The organism is Citrobacter sp. A316, assembly GCF_002042945.1.
GTDB lineage: Bacteria > Pseudomonadota > Gammaproteobacteria > Enterobacterales > Enterobacteriaceae > Citrobacter > Citrobacter portucalensis.
This window is the reverse complement of the sequence record NZ_MVFZ01000015.1, coordinates 63,414-81,487: the sequence shown is the minus strand read 5'-3', so window position 1 is coordinate 81,487 and position 18,074 is coordinate 63,414. Positions and strand designations below refer to the sequence as shown.

Annotated in this window: 19 protein-coding genes and 2 pseudogenes; 8 read left to right on the top strand and 13 right to left on the bottom strand. The window is 49.4% G+C overall.

Translation table 11 applies throughout. From position 1 onward, the window contains the following. Nucleotides 1–2 precede the first annotated feature (2 nt). Nucleotides 3–1,130, bottom strand: coding sequence for a pentaheme c-type cytochrome TorC (torC, locus tag BZK41_RS18140; RefSeq protein ID WP_079939060.1), 1,128 nt, complete (start codon nt 1,128–1,130; stop codon nt 3–5). Nucleotides 1,131–1,606: 476 nt separating this feature from the next. On the opposite strand from torC, the gene BZK41_RS18135 reads away from it, so the two are divergent. Further along, nucleotides 1,607–3,073, top strand: coding sequence for a PLP-dependent aminotransferase family protein (locus tag BZK41_RS18135; RefSeq protein WP_079939059.1), 1,467 nt, complete (start codon nt 1,607–1,609; stop codon nt 3,071–3,073). A 736-nt stretch (nt 3,074–3,809) separates the two neighbouring features. Here the strand turns inward: BZK41_RS18135 and BZK41_RS27770 are convergent. After that, complete coding sequence (locus BZK41_RS27770; RefSeq protein ID WP_172313229.1) at nt 3,810–3,977, bottom strand: CZB domain-containing protein; 168 nt, start codon at nt 3,975–3,977, stop codon at nt 3,810–3,812. Nucleotides 3,978–4,404: 427 nt separating this feature from the next. On the opposite strand from BZK41_RS27770, the pseudogene BZK41_RS18125 reads away from it, so the two are divergent. Next, nucleotides 4,405–4,725, top strand: a pseudogene (locus BZK41_RS18125) (2',3'-cyclic-nucleotide 2'-phosphodiesterase); the annotation flags it as partial. 47 nt (nt 4,726–4,772) lie between these two features. Here the strand turns inward: BZK41_RS18125 and BZK41_RS18120 are convergent. Beyond that, nucleotides 4,773–5,153 carry a helix-turn-helix domain-containing protein gene (locus BZK41_RS18120; RefSeq protein ID WP_032934267.1) on the bottom strand — a complete coding sequence of 127 codons (381 nt, stop codon included), beginning with the start codon at nt 5,151–5,153 and terminating at the stop codon, nt 4,773–4,775. A gap of 90 nt (nt 5,154–5,243) precedes the next feature. Here BZK41_RS18120 and BZK41_RS18115 point away from each other — a divergent pair, with 90 nt between their 5' ends. The 3 genes from BZK41_RS18115 (at nt 5,244) to BZK41_RS18105 (ending at nt 8,040) form a co-directional block, all read left to right on the top strand. Next, nucleotides 5,244–6,092, top strand: coding sequence for an SDR family oxidoreductase (locus BZK41_RS18115; RefSeq protein WP_060682842.1), 849 nt, complete (start codon nt 5,244–5,246; stop codon nt 6,090–6,092). Between the two features lie 81 nt (nt 6,093–6,173). Then, a complete protein-coding gene (locus tag BZK41_RS18110) occupies nt 6,174–6,998 on the top strand; it encodes an AraC family transcriptional regulator (protein WP_079939091.1) in 825 nt (274 codons plus the stop codon). A 76-nt stretch (nt 6,999–7,074) separates the two neighbouring features. Further along, a complete protein-coding gene (locus BZK41_RS18105) occupies nt 7,075–8,040 on the top strand; it encodes a DMT family transporter (protein ID WP_048236274.1) in 966 nt (321 codons plus the stop codon). 61 nt (nt 8,041–8,101) lie between these two features. Here the strand turns inward: BZK41_RS18105 and BZK41_RS18100 are convergent, their stop codons facing one another. Further along, nucleotides 8,102–9,655, bottom strand: coding sequence for a methyl-accepting chemotaxis protein (locus BZK41_RS18100; RefSeq protein WP_079939057.1), 1,554 nt, complete (start codon nt 9,653–9,655; stop codon nt 8,102–8,104). A 244-nt stretch (nt 9,656–9,899) separates the two neighbouring features. Between BZK41_RS18100 and ytfE the strand changes: the two genes are divergently transcribed. Further along, complete coding sequence (ytfE, locus tag BZK41_RS18095; RefSeq protein ID WP_003025690.1) at nt 9,900–10,562, top strand: iron-sulfur cluster repair protein YtfE; 663 nt, start codon at nt 9,900–9,902, stop codon at nt 10,560–10,562. A 164-nt stretch (nt 10,563–10,726) separates the two neighbouring features. On the opposite strand, the gene cycA is transcribed toward ytfE, so the two are convergent. Together cycA and fklB are read right to left on the bottom strand one after the other, a co-directional pair. After that, on the bottom strand, nt 10,727–12,136 hold the full coding sequence (gene cycA, locus BZK41_RS18090; RefSeq protein WP_003830438.1) for a D-serine/D-alanine/glycine transporter: 1,410 nt from the start codon (nt 12,134–12,136) through the stop codon (nt 10,727–10,729). A gap of 308 nt (nt 12,137–12,444) precedes the next feature. After that, entirely contained in the window at nt 12,445–13,065 is a 621-nt protein-coding gene (gene fklB / locus BZK41_RS18085; RefSeq protein ID WP_032934269.1) for an FKBP-type peptidyl-prolyl cis-trans isomerase, read from the bottom strand. 219 nt (nt 13,066–13,284) lie between these two features. Between fklB and BZK41_RS18080 the strand changes: the two genes are divergently transcribed. After that, nucleotides 13,285–13,935, top strand: a complete 651-nt coding sequence (locus BZK41_RS18080; protein ID WP_079939056.1) for a LysM-like peptidoglycan-binding domain-containing protein — start codon at nt 13,285–13,287, stop codon at nt 13,933–13,935. A gap of 64 nt (nt 13,936–13,999) precedes the next feature. Here BZK41_RS18080 and BZK41_RS18075 read toward each other — a convergent pair whose 3' ends face one another. The 7 genes and pseudogenes from BZK41_RS18075 to BZK41_RS18050 form a co-directional block, all read right to left on the bottom strand. Then, nucleotides 14,000–14,923: a DMT family transporter gene (locus BZK41_RS18075; RefSeq protein ID WP_079939055.1), complete on the bottom strand. Its 924-nt coding sequence runs from the start codon at nt 14,921–14,923 to the stop codon at nt 14,000–14,002. Between the two features lie 142 nt (nt 14,924–15,065). Beyond that, nucleotides 15,066–15,515, bottom strand: a complete 450-nt coding sequence (gene rplI, locus BZK41_RS18070) for a 50S ribosomal protein L9 (RefSeq protein ID WP_003025676.1) — start codon at nt 15,513–15,515, stop codon at nt 15,066–15,068. 41 nt (nt 15,516–15,556) lie between these two features. Next, on the bottom strand, nt 15,557–15,784 hold the full coding sequence (gene rpsR / locus BZK41_RS18065) for a 30S ribosomal protein S18 (RefSeq protein WP_000135199.1): 228 nt from the start codon (nt 15,782–15,784) through the stop codon (nt 15,557–15,559). 4 nt (nt 15,785–15,788) lie between these two features. Further along, nucleotides 15,789–16,103: a primosomal replication protein N gene (priB, locus tag BZK41_RS18060; protein ID WP_003025674.1), complete on the bottom strand. Its 315-nt coding sequence runs from the start codon at nt 16,101–16,103 to the stop codon at nt 15,789–15,791. Nucleotides 16,104–16,109: 6 nt separating this feature from the next. Then, nucleotides 16,110–16,505 (bottom strand): 30S ribosomal protein S6, encoded by a 396-nt coding sequence (gene rpsF / locus BZK41_RS18055; protein WP_003025672.1) that lies wholly within the window; start codon nt 16,503–16,505, stop codon nt 16,110–16,112. 70 nt (nt 16,506–16,575) lie between these two features. Beyond that, nucleotides 16,576–16,653: pseudogene (locus BZK41_RS27575) on the bottom strand (hypothetical protein); the annotation flags it as partial. 10 nt (nt 16,654–16,663) lie between these two features. After that, nucleotides 16,664–17,428, bottom strand: coding sequence for a TSUP family transporter (locus tag BZK41_RS18050; RefSeq protein WP_079939054.1), 765 nt, complete (start codon nt 17,426–17,428; stop codon nt 16,664–16,666). Between the two features lie 299 nt (nt 17,429–17,727). On the opposite strand from BZK41_RS18050, the gene yjfY reads away from it, so the two are divergent. Further along, entirely contained in the window at nt 17,728–18,003 is a 276-nt protein-coding gene (gene yjfY, locus BZK41_RS18045) for a DUF1471 family protein YjfY (RefSeq protein ID WP_079939053.1), read from the top strand. Nucleotides 18,004–18,074 lie beyond the last annotated feature (71 nt).

Genomic DNA, 18,074 nt, shown 5'->3' with positions numbered 1-18,074 from the left:
CGTTAATGGTTATTCTTGGTATCACTGGCTGAGTTCTGTAGATATTTTAATAACGTATACTCTTCCTGCTTCTGAAGCCTGTAATAAATTGACATGGATTTAAGCCCGGCAATCCAGCCATTGGCGTTATAACGTGTAGTTGGGGGCGCGCTATGGCAACCACTGCAAGTTGCTTCATACATTTGTGCGGCATATTGCCATATGGGTTCGATACTATCGGTGAAACCATCAACGGTAGTCCAGGCTTCAAAACTAACTTGTTGCCATTCCTGATGTGACGTTGGTTCAATCTGGGTTTTAATTATTTTCACAAGCGGAGTTAAAGTTTCATCCAGTACGGCAGAAAAAACCCTTTTACCTGGATACTGAGCAATAACGCGACCTCGTCCAGAACTTTCTCTCCAGCCAGTCACTTTAATAAGAACTTTATTTTCTTTTTTATTCAGTACAATGACCTCCGTTGCTGGCATTATTATGGCTTTACCTACTGTGGTTTCGACAGAAGCCATAAGAGGTTTCTCTGTCAAGGTATAGAGCACGGATGAATCAGGCAGAGAATTGCTTTGCTGGACAAGATTTTTATACTGGCTACGAAACCCGCTGCTCATATCAGGCTTATCGTGCGCAATCCCTTTATGGCAATCAATACAGTTACTGTCCTTCACTGCAGCTGGCGTCATTTGTGTCGCCGCAGTAACTGACTGTTTGCTGTGATCCATTGCAGTATAAGTATGACAGGATTTACAGGCAGCCGAATTATTCTCACTCATCCGCTTCCATTCACGTTGAGCTAATTCTGCTCTTTTATTTTTAAAAGCCTCTGGAGTATCAATAGATGGAGATATAAATTCATGGTAAAAGTCATTGAGAGCTTCACCTTTACGTATAAGTGTGGGGAAAATTCCCGGAGGAATATGGCAGTCACGGCATTCAGCACGTACACCAGAAGCATTCTTGAAGTGTGTGCTTCGTTGGTATTCTTGTCCTACCGTAGCCATTGAATGGCAGGATAGGCAAAATTCTGTCGTACTGGTGTAATGTATCCCCTGCCAGCCTCCCCACAATAGGGCTAACATTGCCACAGCTCCGCTAATAAAAACCAATAATATTTTTTTTCGTATTAATGACATTTTTGTATTACCAGATAATTTTCTCCAGTTGTTAATCTAACAGGTACAGGGAACAATCTAATAGATACACCAGACAATGCATATAGAGCCATGCCGCATAGCTCATTAGGCGTAGATGATATTAAATTTTCATTTCTTTACACACGTTCCTTTTGCTTAAAACCCACTTATTGCTGTGTGATTCCATTCACAAAACAGAATAATATATAGACATAGCACTACTTTCATACAGATTTGAGAATAACTCCCATTGCAATAACACTTAACGCAATTATCTCACGAGTCAAATGGTAACAAGAATCAATGACAATTACCCTAGGGACACTTAAAAATCATTAATATATCTAAAATACGTGACACTTAAAAATAATTAATATATCTAAAATACGTATGTATACACTTCATTATATAAGTAGTATAAGGAGGCAATCTGGGTTAATTAAAAAAATTAATACAATAAATAATGGTGGGCTTACATGGGATTACCTAAAATTGACAGGCAATGCGGTTTACCATTGCAGATGCAAATTTATCAATATTATCGCCAAAAAATGCATGAAGGAGTATATCTCTCTGGTGATAAACTCCCATCTGTTCGTGAATTATCCAGAGAGTTAAAGGTTGCACGCATAACAGTTACTCTGGCATACGAAAAACTCCTGATTAATAACTATATTAAATCTGTTCGTGGAATTGGCTATCAGGTTATTTTCGATAAACCAATAAGATTAGCCTCACAAAAATCACCAAGAACCAAAAATTCAAACAGTTTTATACCTGATACAATAAAAACGCCTGATGATTTATACGTTGAATCGTCGACAGAAATATACAGTCAGATAAGCATTCCTGATTCGACTGCATATCCATGGGCAAACTGGAAAACATGGAATAACACACCAAGTATCAAAAAAATAGAATTAGCCACTCGTTATCACTCTCCGTCCGGCCTTTTGGAATTAAAGGAAGAGATTTCTCGCCACTTATATACTTCACGAAATATAAATGTAGCATCTAAATGCATTATAATAACCAACGGAATACAAGAGGGTTTATCATTATTAGCTCAGTTATTTACTTTTAAAAAGTCATCAACAGACATTTCACCATGTCATATCGTTACGGAATCACCTTGTTACTCGGGTGCATGGCATGTATTTAATTATTACGGCGCAAAGATCACTTGTGTAAATGTCGATAAAAATGGATTATGTGTCAATCAATTACCAAAAGAAGCAACCCACCTGTGTTATGTGACACCGTCTCACCAATACCCTTTAGGCTGTCGGTTATCACTCGCCAGGCGTAAAACGCTACTCCAGTGGGCATTATTGACAGGAGCCTATATAATTGAGGACGATTACGATAGTGAGTTCTCATACAACGATAATAATTTACCAACACTTAAATCTCTGGATAATCAAGATAGAGTTATTTATGCAGGTACATTTTCTAAAACCCTGGGGCCAGGAATAAGACTGGGATATCTTGTTTGTCCAGAACCGCTTGTGCAAGTAATAAAGAATATCAAATCATTAAACAACAGTGGTAGTAACTGGATACAACAACAGTTTATAGCAGACTTTATGCGCAGCCGCGCATTTCATAACCACTTATCCAGGCTATCTGTTATGTACCGAGAAAGACAAAACCATCTTCATAAAGGGTTAAAACAACTATTTCCAGAGGGTTTTGTTTGGGGAATCAATTCAGGACTACATCTCTCATTAATTTCCCCATACTCAGAAGAGTATGTAAAAAAGCTACGTAAACGTTGTCTGGAAGCTGGGTTACGCTTCGATACGTTAAATGAATTACAAAATGGTTCTGAATTGAAATGGAAAGAAAATGGATTTTCAGCTATGTTTTTTGGCTTTGGCGATCTTAGCATACAAAAAATATCTCAAATGCTGATTATAATAGAAAGAGAAAAGATAGAATAGACATCGGCTTCATCAACTGTTACATGTAAGAATGGACAATTGCTAGTCAGCATAATAGTCCACATTGAAATTTGAGTGATTGCAAATTTCATATCCATGAAGGTTCATCATAGTGAATTACGTTCGTATTAATTAACGATTGAAAGAGTATATAATATAATGAGAATGATAACATTTAAACTTATACTTACCCCTAGTCTAGCACTGGCATCAACATTTACCGGCGTAGCCCATGCTGCAGACTGGAGCATCTGCAAATTGGAAGTGTTTGTAATGAATAAAATATATGCATTATGCCCCTTTAGGGAAATCTTTTATCTGTTTACGCGTCCATAAAAATACTAAATATCCGTTGAAAGGTGAAATAGTCACCTACAGGCCTGACAAATCAGATACTATCCGTCTGGTTGGTGATACAGGACTTCAACAATGGAGCCAGTCCGAAGGTTTCCGGACTGGCTCCGCCAGAATGACAATGGTGCCAAGTTTATTTTTATTATTCGCACCTCAAGGCTGATGGTCAAAATTGAGTCAGTTGTTATCTGTGACTTAGTTCATACACCAACTGAGATATCTGATGCATGACTTCTGCACTGGCTTTTTCCATAGACCAAGTTCTTTTGACATTTTATCAAAATTGCCCGCAGTAAACTCCCTTAAGGCTGTATTTCCCGAATTATGTACTTTTTTATGAGGCGCTGCCAGGAGGGGGAAATTTTTAAACTGTGAGAATATTTTACCAGACGCAACCGTAAAACCATTTCCCCAGCCGGCATTGATGATATGATGTTGCTTGTTTACTCTTTTCTTTATTTAAGAGGGTTTGATAGACATTAAACTTCCAAAGTATATGTTCTATATCAACAATGTTTAAAAATTGAGTAATTGATATATGCTTAAGCATTTTTCCATACATTCCGATTTTTATATAAAAATACTTATTGATTCTGTTATTTCTTGTATGTTTTCTACTGTTTGGTAAACAAGACTTTTCTGCGCAATAATAGCCTCATTTATGTCATCTGAATTATCCAGTATCATAGTAGTCCGGTCATGAACAACGACTGAACTGCGCTGAACATCATCAGCCAGTCGCTTTACTTCTTTTGCTATTACACTAAACCCCTTGTCTGCATCACCAACTTTTGCAGCTTATATATTAATGGGTCTACAACTTCATACTGCCGGTGCACAAAGGTTGTCCACGCCTGAAAATCGGCGTTGCCGTATACACAAAATTATTGGCATGGTGCATAACCAAGTAACACGCACTGACAGAATATGAGATAGTCACCCGGCTGATAAATCGCCAGGATCGCGGCTGAACTCCAGATAACTACCGCGCCTACGGCGGTAAATTTGCCGGAACCGGCGACAGCCACATCGCGTTTGCCTCTCCGGATGAAAACCGCTCGGTGCTGGCGGCCTGGATTGGTGCACAGACGAAGCGTGCTGGTGAAATTCACCCGGCGGCAGATAACAACTGGCGTCTGGCGCCGATTCACAGCGATACACCACTGGATATTCGCTTTGAAACATCACCGTCTGATAAAGCCGCTGCGTTTATTAAAGAGAAAGGCCAGTATCCGCTGAAGAAAGTCGCGACCGATGACATCGGTTTCGCCATTTATCAGCTGGATTTAAGTAAGTAACTTTTGTGCCGGATGCGACGCAATAGCGTCTTATCCGGCCTACAAAGCTACGCAGCCCGTTCGTCCCGCTGCGCTAAAACCTGCGGCAAATTCAGTTCTATCCAGTCCGCCAGCGCGGCGACTTTATCGCTCACCTGCTCACCCAACGGCGTCAGGCTATACTCCACATGCGGTGGTACTACCGGATACGACACCCGATTGATAAACCCGTCATGCTCTAACGCTTGCAGGGATTGCGCCAGCATCTTTTCACTGACCCCGCCCATCTTACGGCGCAAATCGCTGAAACGGTGCGTACCGTCGCGCAGCGCCACCAGAATCAACACGCCCCAGCGGCTGGTGACGTGTTTTAACACCTCGCGGGAGGGACACTGTTCGGCAAACAAGTTGCCATCGCGTAACTGCTGGGAGAGCGTCGAAGCTGTCATTTTCATACTAACCTTTTTGTGCGTACTTACTAAAAGTAAGTTTAGATGTTAGCGTGATTAAACACAAGACCAATACCAAGGAGTCACCCCATGATCGCGATTACCGGCGCCACCGGCCAACTGGGCCAACACGTTATTGAATCTCTGCTGAAAACCGTTCCTGCCAGCCAGATTGTGGCAATTGTGCGTAATCCCGCTAAAGCGACGGCGCTTAGCCAGCAGGGCATTACCGTTCGTCAGGCGGATTACAGTGATGAAGCCGCCTTTACAACTGCCTTACAGGGTATCGACAAGCTACTGCTGATCTCCTCCAGCGAAGTGGGACAACGTGCCCCGCAGCATCGCAACGTGATTAACGCAGCGAAAGCTGCCCACGTAAAATTTATCGCCTACACCAGCCTGCTGCACGCCGACACCTCCCCGCTTGGGCTGGCTGATGAGCATGTGGCAACCGAGAAGATGCTGGCTGAATCCGGTATCGCGTACGCGCTGCTGCGTAACGGCTGGTACACCGAAAACTATCTCGCCAGCGCACCAGCGGCACTGGAACATGGCGTGTTTATCGGGGCAGCAGGTGAAGGCAAAATTGCCTCAGCGACTCGCGCCGACTATGCCGCCGCTGCGGCGCGCGTCATCAGTGAAGATGGTCACGCCGGTAAAACCTATGAGCTGGCGGGCGACGCAGGTTGGACCCTGAGCCAGTTGGCTGCCGAGCTGGCAAAACAGAGCGGCAAAAAAGTGGTGTATCAGAACCTGAGCGAAGCTGATTTTGCCGCCGCGCTAAAAGGTGTGGGCCTGCCTGCCGGACTGGCAGACATGCTGGCTGACTCAGACACAGGTGCCTCCAAAGGCGGTCTGTTCGACGATAGCCATACGCTGAGCAAACTGATTGGTCGCCCGACCACCTCGTTGGCTGACAGCGTCAAAGGCATCGTGTAAGTGTTAAAAATTAGTTAATTGTGGTGGCATCCCCGCGCATCCTCTCTGATAATGACAGGATGATGCGTGGGGAGAGAAAACGTGCAAGGTGTACCTGAGCAATTTATTGATGAGAAAGACAGCGCCCGCTTTCGCCATCTGGCGCAGGTGCCGGGCGTTGAGCTGTATCATGCGCACATCTCGCGTTACGCCTTTGAGCCGCACACCCATGAAGCGTTTGGCATTGGCGCGATAGAAACCGGAGCTGAACGTTTTCGCTATCGCGGCACGCAGTACGTGGCCCCCGCCCATTCCGTCGTCACCATGAATCCCGATGAGCTGCATACCGGCGAAGCTGAAACTGCCGACGGCTGGCGCTATCGAATGATTTATCTTGAACCCGATCTTCTGGAAGAGGTAACCGGGATCCGCCACTGGTGGTTTCATGACGTAACGCGTCACGATCCGCTGCGCTCGCGCCAGATCTGCTCGCTAATCCACGGCCTGTGGAACACGGAGGATCCGCTGGCGCAAAAAGGCCTTCTACTCGATCTGATCGACACGTTCCAGCCGCTGGCCCGCCATGCGCCGGTATTGCCGGAGGGGGCGCATCGCTTTGAACGGGTACGCGAGTATCTGCACGATAATTATATGCATCCGGTCACGCTCGACGAGCTGGCGCGGGTTGCATCACTGAGTCCCTGGCATTTTCAGCGCCAGTTTAAATCTCATTTCCACGTCACGCCGCACCAGATGCTGATGGCTATCCGCCTGTGGCGAGCCAAAGGTTTTCTCACTTACGGTATGCCCGCCGCAGATGTCGCCGCCGCAACCGGCCTCACCGACCAGTCGCATCTTACCCGCGCGTTTACCCATCGCTACGGCATTACACCGGTGCGTTATCAGAAACAAGTCGTCCGGCGTTGATCAGCAATCTCATACAATACGGCGGCATTTTTCCTGCCTACACTCGACTCATTGTTAAACGATGTGGATGTCAAAAATGATTAGCGGTGTGTTGTATGCCCTGTTGGCTGGGCTGATGTGGGGATTAATTTTTGTTGGACCGCTGATCGTACCGGAATACCCGGCGGTATTGCAGTCGATGGGGCGTTATCTGGCGCTGGGGCTGATCGCATTGCCGATTGCCTGGCTGGGACGTGCGCGTCTGCGTCAACTCGTGCGGAAAGACTGGGTAACTGCGCTGACGCTAACAATGATGGGGAATCTGATTTATTACGTTTGCCTGGCAAGCGCCATCCAGCGCACCGGCGCACCGGTCTCCACAATGATTATTGGTACATTGCCGGTGGTGATCCCGGTCTTCGCTAACCTGCTCTACAGCCAGCGTGACGGCAAATTATCATGGTGGCGTCTGTCACCTGCGCTGGTGCTGATTGGTATAGGATTGCTGTGCGTGAATATCTCGGAGCTGAATCAGGGGTTACCAGACTTTAGCGGCTGGCGTTATGGTTCCGGCATCGCGCTGGCGCTTGTCTCGGTGGTGTGTTGGGCCTGGTATGCGCTGCGTAATGCCCGCTGGCTGCGCGAGAATCCGGATAAGCACCCGATGATGTGGGCGACGGCCCAGGCATTGGTGACGCTGCCTGTTTCTCTGCTCGGTTACATTGCCGCCTGCCTGTGGCTGAACGGGCAAACGCCGGACTTCGCTCTGCCCTTCGGTCCGCGTCCGGGTGTGTTTATCGGCCTGATGATAGCCATTGCTGTCTTGTGTTCGTGGGTTGGCGCACTGTGCTGGAACGTCGCCAGCCAAAAATTGCCGACGGTTATCCTCGGCCCGTTGATTGTCTTCGAAACGCTGGCCGGTTTGTTGTACACCTTTATTCTGCGTCAGGAATTTCCACCTCTGCTGACGGTTAGCGGAATAGCACTGCTGATGGTTGGGGTGGTGATAGCCGTCAGGGCCAAGCCGCAGAAACCGAGCGTCGTAGTGGTTTCACAATCATAATGTGCCGGTTGGCGCTGCTTATCCGGCCTACTGGGTAATATCTTGTAGGCCGGAGCAGACGTTAAACTTTAAACACCGCCACCGTCTGATTCAACCGCGCGGCCTGCTCTTCAAGCGCGGCAGCGGCGGAAGCGGACTCTTCTACCAGCGAGGCGTTTTGCTGCGTCACGCGATCCATTTCGGCAACAGCCTGGCCTACCTGATCGATACCCCGACTTTGTTCATCAGAAGCAGAGGCAATCTCCCCCATGATGTCGGTCACGCGGGTCACGGCGCTAACAATTTCCGCCATCGTTTCGCCCGCCTCATGTACCAGCGCCGTACCGGCATTGACTCGATTCCCCGAATCATCAATCAGCGCTTTAATCTCTTTCGCCGCCTGAGCGCTACGCTGCGCCAGCGTGCGCACCTCGCCTGCGACCACGGCAAACCCACGCCCTTGCTCGCCCGCACGCGCCGCTTCTACCGCCGCGTTCAGCGCAAGAATATTAGTCTGGAAGGCAATACCGTCGATAACATTGGTAATTTGCGCGATTTTGCTGGAACTGTTGGCGATTTCATCCATCGTACGCACCACGCCATCGACCACGTTTCCGCCTTTCTGCGCCGTCTGCGAGGCATTTTTTGCCAGACTGGTCGCCTGACGCGCGTTATCCGCGTTCTGTCTCACGGTTGCGGTAAGTTGTTCCATGCTGGCAGCAGTCTCTTCCAGAGAGGCAGCCTGTTGCTCGGTACGTGAAGAGAGATCGTTGCTGCCAGCGGCAATTTCACCCGCGCCGGTATAGATAGTATCGGCCCCGTCACGCACCACGCTGACCGTATTCGCCAGCGCCTGCTGCATGTCTCGGACACTGCTTGCCAGCAGCGCCATTTCATTACTGCCATCGGCGTTGATGCGGTGCGTCAAATCACCTGCGGCAATGTGGCGAATATGTCCCATCACCTCGTGGAGCGGCTTGAGCAGCACTCGCTGCATCGCCAGCCAACTGGCGATAATCACGGTGACGACAATCAGCATCACCGCGGACAGCAGCCAGATTATCTTCTGGTAATCACTCTCATTGTCCTGCACTCCGGTAGTGGCCAGCGCCGTTTGCGCGCTACGCCATTGCCGATAAACTTCCTGCATGGCCGTTTGCTTTTGCTCGGCATTCTGCTTGAACATCTCTTCCAGCTTTCCTTCAGCCAGCAGCGCGTTCATTTTTGCCAGCGTGGCAGAATAGATGCCGTACTGCTCTTCCAGTCGATCGGCCAGATGCTCATCCAGCCCCGGAGTTTCCGGCAGAGCGTAGTATTTATCGTAATGCTCTTTCGATTCGGCCAACAGGCGATTTGCCGTGTTCACCAGCTCCTGCAACTGACCGCCGTTAATATCGCTGGCCATTGTTCCCTGTAAACGCAGCATGCCCCGGTTGAGCGTGACGCGAGCCTGATTCAGGCTAATCCAAGCATCGGTAAACTCAGCCACGTTCTGGCTGGAAAGTTGAGATACGTTAAAGTTCTGCTTATCGTTATTGAGCGCGCCAATAAAGACGCCCGCGGAGATGAGCTGCATTGCGCCCAGCGCAAGTAACACGGTGATAAGTAAGGTTATCACTTTGATTCGTTTGAACATCTGTAGCCTTTTATTATGCAGGTATTGTCTGAGGTCTAACTATCGGCAGCGGCGTGCGCTTATTTAATCCTCTGGTGCAGCTTTTTTCGCCGTACCACTCCTTTCCAATAAGATTCAGCACGTTAAAGAGATAAGAAATTTTCGTGACAGTCATCACAAAATCCTCTGCCTCGAAAGGGTTATATCCTTCGCCATAAGTTGCATTTAAAATACACCTTATATTATTGAGAATGAGGTAACGGCAATGTCTTATCGCGATCAACCTTTAGGTGAACTGGCGCTCTCTATTCCTCGCGCTTCGGCCCTGTTTCGTAAATACGATATGGATTACTGCTGCGGCGGTAAGCAAACGCTGGCACGCGCAGCCGCGCGTAAAGAGCTGGATTTAGACGTGATTGAAGCGCAGCTCGCGCAGCTGGCTGAACAGCCGCTGGAGAAAGACTGGCGTACCGTGGCTCTGGCTGAAATCATCGACCATATCATTGTGCGTTATCACGACAGACACCGCGAACAGCTGCCGGAACTGATCCTGCAGGCCACTAAAGTTGAACGCGTTCACGCAGACAAACCGAACGTACCGCGCGGCCTGGCGAAAAACCTGACCATGCTGCATGAAGAGCTGTCCAGCCACATGATGAAAGAAGAGCAGATCCTGTTCCCGATGATCAAACAAGGCATGGGCAGCCAGGCGATGGGGCCAATCAGCGTAATGGAAAGCGAACATGACGATGCTGGTGAACTGGTGGAAGTGATCAAACACATCACCCATAACGTAACGCCGCCACCAGAGGCCTGCACCACCTGGAAAGCCATGTATAACGGCATTAACGAAATGATCGACGACCTGATGGAACACATCAGCTTGGAAAACAATGTGTTGTTCCCGCGTGCCCTCGCAGGTGAATAAAAAAAGGCGCCTGAGAGCGCCTTCCTGAAGTCCGAATTCGGCCACTGCTTATGTGGCCTTTTTTGTGTCAGAACGTAGGCCTGATAAGCGCAGCGCATCAGGCAATCCCGGCGGCATAATACGGCGTAAACGCCTTATCCGGCCTACATCTCACTGCGTAGCGATTATCGCGTACCTGCCATACGTTTTTTACCGATGAACAACCAGCCCAGACCCAGCGCGATGAACCACAGCGGCGTGACGATCAGCGCCTGACGGGTATCATCTTCCAGCGTCAGCAGTACCAGTACGAAGACGAAAAACGCCATACATACCCAGCACATCAGCTTGCCTAACGGCATCTTGTAGATTGATTTTTCATGCAGGTGAGGACGCTGCTTGCGGTACACCAGGTACGAGCAAAGAATGATGGTCCAGACGAACATGAACAGAATCGCCGATACGGTGGTGATCATGGTGAAGGCGCCAATCACGCTCGGGTTCACGTACAGCATCACCACGCCGCCCAGCAGACAGATACAGGAGAAGGTTAAACCTTTCGCCGGAACTGCGCGTTTAGACAGCTTGGCAAACGCTTTAGGCGCAACGCCTTCCTGCGCCAGGCCGAACAGCATACGGCTGGTAGAGAACACGCCGCTGTTTGCAGAAGAGGCAGCTGAAGTCAGCACCACAAAGTTGATCAGGCTCGCCGCAGCAGGCAGACCAACCAGCACAAACAGTTCAACGAATGGGCTCTTGGTTGGCACTACCGAGCTCCACGGCGTAACGGACATAATCACGATCAGCGCAAAAACGTAGAACATGATGATACGGATTGGAATCGAGTTAATGGCGCGCGGCAGAGATTTTTCCGGATCCTTGGTTTCCGCAGCGGTCGTTCCCACCAGCTCAATACCGACAAACGCGAACACCGCTATCTGGAAGCCGGCAAAGAAGCCGCTCAGACCTTTCGGGAACCAGCCACCGTCATTCCACAGATGCGTAAACGATGCCTGAACACCGGTTGGCGACTGGAAGTGTGTCAGCACCATCACCAGACCAACGACAATCAGGCCGATAATGGCGACGATTTTGATCATCGCAAACCAGAACTCCATCTCACCAAACATTTTAACGGTGGCAAGGTTGAGGCTCAGCAGCAGCACAATCACCGCCAGCGAGGCGACCCAGTCTGACAGTTCGGGGAACCAGAATTGCGCATACGCGGTAATCGCGACCACGTCTGCCATCCCGGTAACGACCCAGCAGAACCAGTAGGTCCAGCCGGTAAAATACCCGGCCCATGGCCCGAGCAGGTCAGAGGCAAAATCACTAAAGGATTTGTACTCCAGATTCGAGAGCAGCAATTCACCCATTGCACGCATCACGAAAAACAGCATAAAACCGATGATCATATACACAAAGATGATCGACGGTCCGGCGAGACTGATGGTTTTACCGGAGCCCATAAACAGGCCAGTACCGATAGCGCCACCAATGGCAATAAGTTGAATGTGACGGTTTGTGAGATTGCGCCGTAGCGACTGTTCAGACGACGCCTCTTCAGCGGTGTCGACTTTTACCTGATCTACCATGTTTTTTCTTCCTGTACCTGTCTGTGTTGTTCAGGCTCTACGGCCTTTAGTGTGTCTATGATACGACGATCCTGTGATCAGGACTCATCGATATTAGGTAAGAATTGGCGGGATGAATACTAAGATTTAGATATAATGTTAATTTAATGTTTAAAGTGAGTGTCATATCACTCTGATAGCGCGAATCAGCTCACAAAAATACACGCTGATGGGGCATTTGCAAGATAAAATATCGACAACGACGTAACTATAGCTTTTCACGCTATTTTTTTGTTCCCCCCGGCCGCGGGGGGAACAGAAGTCACTGCTTACAGGATCTCAAGCAGCTCAACTTCGAACACCAGCGTGCTGAACGGAGGAATGGACGCGCCAGCGCCACGCTCGCCGTAAGCCAGTTCCTGAGGAATAGTCAGTTCCCATTTGGAACCTACCGGCATCAGGGTCAGCGCTTCAATCCAGCCAGGGATTACGCCGTTAACCGGGAATTCAGCCGGTTCGCCACGTGCGACAGAGCTGTCAAACACGGTACCGTCGATCAGTTTACCGGTGTAGTGCACACGAACGCGGTCAGTACGCGCCGGAATAGCACCTTCACCCTGGGTCAGAACACGGAACTGCAAACCGGATTCAGTGCTGTTCACACCGTCTTTCTCACGGTTTTCTTCCAGATATTTGACGCCATCAGCCGCCATAGCCTGGAAACGCTCGCGACGTACTGCATCGGCGCGTTCGTGGATTTCACGCAGTGCGCGATGCACAACATCAACCGGCACTGCCGGGTGCTTACCTTCCAGCGCGTCAGCGATACCCGCTACCAGCGCTTCAGGCAACAGTCCTTCCAGTCCGGATTCGCTCAGCTGTTGTCCTACCTGCAAACCAATGCCGTAGCTTGCTTGCGCTTCGATAGTGTCAAAAGTCGGGTTAGCCATCATATTTCCTTTCATCGGATGTAAAGTAGCGGGCAGCATATCAGCCATGCCGCATCCGGTAAAACTTTGTCTCGGGAACAGATGACAAATCGCGAGGAAACATAAACAATAGGAATATCCCGCGTTGACGTCACGAAAGCGGGTAATATGACGAACATCATAGCGTTAGCCATCTATACTCTATGATCGAGGAACGAGACGCGGAGCAGGAGGAAAGCCATGCCCGGGCGCTTTGAATTAAAACCAACCCTGGCGAAAATCTGGCATGCACCGGACAATTTTCGCATTATGGACCCGCTACCGCCTATGCACCGCCGCGGCATTATTATTGCTGCTATTGTGTTGGTGATAGGTTTCCTGCTCCCTTCCAGTGACACCAGCGATACCCCTGTGGTGACGCGTACTGCCCAGCTGGATTTACAGTCACAGTCGCAGCCGCCGACCGAGGCTCAGCTGCAGGCACAGCTTGTCCCGCCGCAAAACGATCCCGGCCAGGTCGCTCCGGTTGCGCCAGAGCCAATCCAGGAAGGAGAACCTGATGCACAGCCTCAGGGCCAGCAATCTCAGCCGCAGACACAACCTTTCCAACAGGATAGCGGAATTGACCAGCAGTGGCGCTCCTATCGCGTAGACTCAGGTAAAACGCTGGCGCAGGTATTCCGTGACCATAACCTCCCGCCAACCGATGTGTATGCGATGGCACAGGTTGAAGGTGCCGGAAAACCGCTGAGCAATCTGAAAGACGGTCAGATGATACAGATCAGGCAGAATGCCAATGGCGTGGTGACGGGATTAACCATTGATACCGGGAATGGTCAGCAGGTACTGTTTACCCGCCAGCCTAACGGCAGTTTTATCCGCGCCCGTTAGGCGCCGTGGCCCCGTGATTCCAGGCCTGATAAGCGATAGCGCCATCAGGCATCAAGGTGAAGCGTCAACGCTTCACCTTGTTCACCCACCAGATCCCCGAACAGACCAGCACCAGCGCTACCGCATATTTCCATTCGAGAATGTTTTCACCGAGGAATATTGCCGACAGTACCGCCCCCGAAACCGGGATCAGGAAGTTAAACGGCGCAATCATCCCCACGCGATTATGTTTGAGCAGAATACTCCACAAGGCGAAAGCGACCGAAGAGAGTAACGTCAGGTAGCCCAGAATCGCTACCGAAGATGCACCGTGTACGGTTAGCGTGCCGCCAAAAGCGTAGCCGCCGATAACTAACGCCAGACCGCCACCGCCCAACTGGTACCCTGTCATTACCGTCGGGTCCACCGTCTGAGAAATACGTTTTCCATATAGCGTGGCAGCAGAGAGAATAAAGGCCGCCATCACTACTGAGCCGTCTCCTAACAGGCTGAAGCTAAAATCCAGTCCGCTGCTAAAGTTCACTACCATCACCCCAGCAAAGCCGAGGATACAGCCCAGCGCTTTGTTGTAGCTCAGTTTGTCGTTATGGTAGATAAAATGGGCCAGCAGCACGCTGAAGAAGGTCCCGGTCGCATTCATGATGGACCCTTTTACCCCCGTCGTGAATGCCAGGCCAATATAGAAGAAGATGTATTGCAGCGAGGTTTGCGTCAGTCCCAACAGCGTGAGTTGGCCGTACTGACGCGGGCTTAACCGGCCAATCGGTTTACGCTGCGCTAACGCCAGCAGTAGCAGCAATAATCCCGCAAACAGAAAGCGATATCCGGCAAAGACAATCTTTGAGGGAATGTCATCCGTGGCAATCTGGAAGATCTCATATCCGCTTTTGATCGCCGGATAAGCACTTCCCCACAGCAGGCAGCAGAACGCTGCGCTCAGGTAGACAACATTTTTACGCGCAAACAGAGGTTGGTGCGTTGGTTCCATTCCATCACCACTTTGAAATAATGTTTTATTTTTGTGATTATCCCGAAAAGGATAAAGAATAGCCAGAGAGAAAAGCGGGGGAACAGAAAAGCAAAACGCCGGCACAGGGCCGGCGCTTTTACGCGGTCATCAGAATAAAAACTTATTCTGCAACTACGTTTACAGTCAGCTTAGCAAACACTTCGCTGTGAACCTGGAAGCTCACTTCGTGCTCACCAGTGGTACGCAGAACGCCGTTCGGCAGACGAACTTCGCTCTTAGCTACTTCAACGCCAGCTGCAGTTACAGCGTCAGCGATGTCGCGAGTACCGATGGAACCGAACAGTTTACCTTCGTCGCCAGCTTTAGACGCGATGGTTACGGTTTCCAGTGCGTTGATTTTCTCAGCACGAGCTTCAGCAGCGGACAGAACGTCAGCCAGTTTAGCTTCCAGCTCAGCGCGACGCGCTTCGAAAAATTCAACGTTTTTCTTGGTAGCAGGAACAGCTTTACCCTGTGGTACCAGGAAGTTACGAGCATAGCCCGCTTTAACGTTAACCTGATCACCCAGGCTACCCAGGTTTGCTACTTTATCAAGCAGAATAACTTGCATTACCTTATCCTCTCAAAGTCGTATTAATGGACCGTGACCGATTACTGATGACGATCAGTGTACGGCAGCAGGGACAGGTAGCGAGCGCGTTTGATAGCGCGAGCCAGCTGACGCTGGTATTTTGCACGGGTACCGGTGATACGGCTTGGGACAATCTTACCGCTTTCGGTGATGTAGTTTTTCAGCGTAGCGATATCTTTATAGTCGATCTCTTGAACGCCTTCCGCGGTGAAACGGCAGAACTTGCGACGACGGAAATAACGTGCCATATGGCTAGTCTCCAGAATCTATCAATTCAATCTGCTCGGCATGCAGAACCATTTTGCTCAGGCCGTTCTTTGCCTTGTGGCAAGAGATGAACCCCTGAACGGTCACTGCGCTACCGACCGTTATACTGTGAGTAATGGCCTGGTTTTCGTGTCCGCTAATAATAACGGGCATTTGGCACCACGCCTGCCGGTGAAACCCGGCTTCCTCCTGCACAGAACGATGCTCAAGCACGAACTGGCAATGAGGAATTCCTGATGGACTGACCTTTCGAAGGGGAGCCCTGCACACGGTGCCGGACAACGCCAGACGGTTGGTCATCAGAAATTACTCTTCAGAATCCCCAGCTTCAGCATCATCTGCGGTTTCGTTAGCGAAATCATCGCGACGTTCACGACGCTCGTCTTTCGCTTTAACCATCGGAGATGCTTCGGTAACAGCGTGTTTAGTACGCATAACCATGCTGCGGATAACGGCATCGTTGAAGCGGAAGGTAGTTTCCAGCTCATCGATCACTTCCTGCGGCGCTTCAACGTTCATCAGAACGTAGTGAGCTTTGTGCAGTTTGTTGATCGGGTAAGCCAGCTGACGGCGGCCCCAGTCTTCCAGACGGTGGATCGTGCCTTCTGCACCAGTGATGGCAGCAGTGTAGCGTTCGATCATACCCGGAACCTGTTCGCTCTGGTCAGGATGGACCATAAAAACGATTTCGTAATGACGCATCGAATTGCTCCTTACGGATTATTCAGCCTCCTGTCTGGGTCAGCCGAGGCCCATGGAGGCAAGGAACGTGTTAAAGGTCGGCTGAAAAATGACGCGTCATAATACTGGGGTCAGCAGGTAAACTCAAGGTGCTTGTACGATTATTTATCATGTCGCCATTAATACATATCCAGCAGCATTTTGATGCTGATACAAATAGAGACGATGACAATCATGGGTCGGATGACTTTCTTGCCGCGCGTCAGTACGACTGTCGCACCCAGACGTGCGCCGAGGGATTGCCCGGCAAACATCACCAGCCCCAGCGACCAGATCATTTTACCGCCGAAAATGAAGAATAAAATCGAGGCGATGTTCGACGCCAGGTTAATAAAATTAGAGTGGATTTGCGCTTTATCGATACTGTATCCCCACAGCAGTATATAGCTGAGCGTATAAAAGGAACCGGCCCCGGCACCGAGAAAGCCATCATAAAAACCAATGCATCCCCCGCAGATCAACGAGAAGAGAAACAGGGATACCTGCTGCTTTCTTTTCGGTTCGCTAAGGTTTGGCGCAAAAATGAAGTAAATGGCGACTGCGATAATCAGGATTGGGAGCAGTTTTTTCAGCAGTTCCGGTTCAATGAACTGGATAAGCGTCGTTCCCATCGCAGAACCAATAAAGGCAGATAAAAACACATACTTGTGCTCCTGCACGTTGATGTGCCCCCGGCGTAAAAAGTAAATTCCGGAGGTCAGCGAGCTACCCAGCGCCTGGATTTTATTGGTTGCCAGCGCATTAGCCGGGGGTAAACCAGAAATTAAGAGTGCGCCAATAGAGAGAAAACCACCACCGCCCGACACCACGTTAATAAAGCCAGCCACCAGTGCGACCATGAACATAATCACAAAGTAGCTGAAATCCATGAATGAAGTATCCATAAGTTTTTGCCTTATTATCATAAAGTTATATTAATTATCCGGCTCACTATAAACGGCGTACTCCCCCGATTAAATTGACTATTTGGTAAGAGCTTATGCGCGAAAGGCAGGTATTTTTTCACCGCAGCGGTATACACCAGCAGACTGTTAATTAAAGAAAAGATGGCTATGCGGTAATTTTTTGAACAACTGCATCAGAAATGGTCGCTATCGACTGCGCCGACAGCGGTTAAAATTACATCAGAAGCTAATCACTCACAGGAGAGAAGCAACCAGCGACCGCAGTCGAGGAGGTACATATGCGAGCCCGTGTTTTGACCCTTCTGGCTGTGCTTTTGCTCAGTGCAAATGCAACGGCAGCCATCAAAATTGATAACCGTCAGGCCAGGAACATGGATGATGTGCAGAGCTTAGGCGTCATTTACATAAATCATAACTTCGCCACTGAAAGTGAAGCCACTCAGGCCCTGAATGAAGAGACCGATGCGCAAGGCGCAACCTACTACCACGTGATCCTCACCAGGGAACCCGGTAGTAACGGAAATATGCACGCCAGTGCAGATATTTATCGTTAACACCAGAAATAACCAACGAGAACATTGCCACAGTTTGACTTGCCCCCTTCACCGGGGGCTTTTTTTGCAAA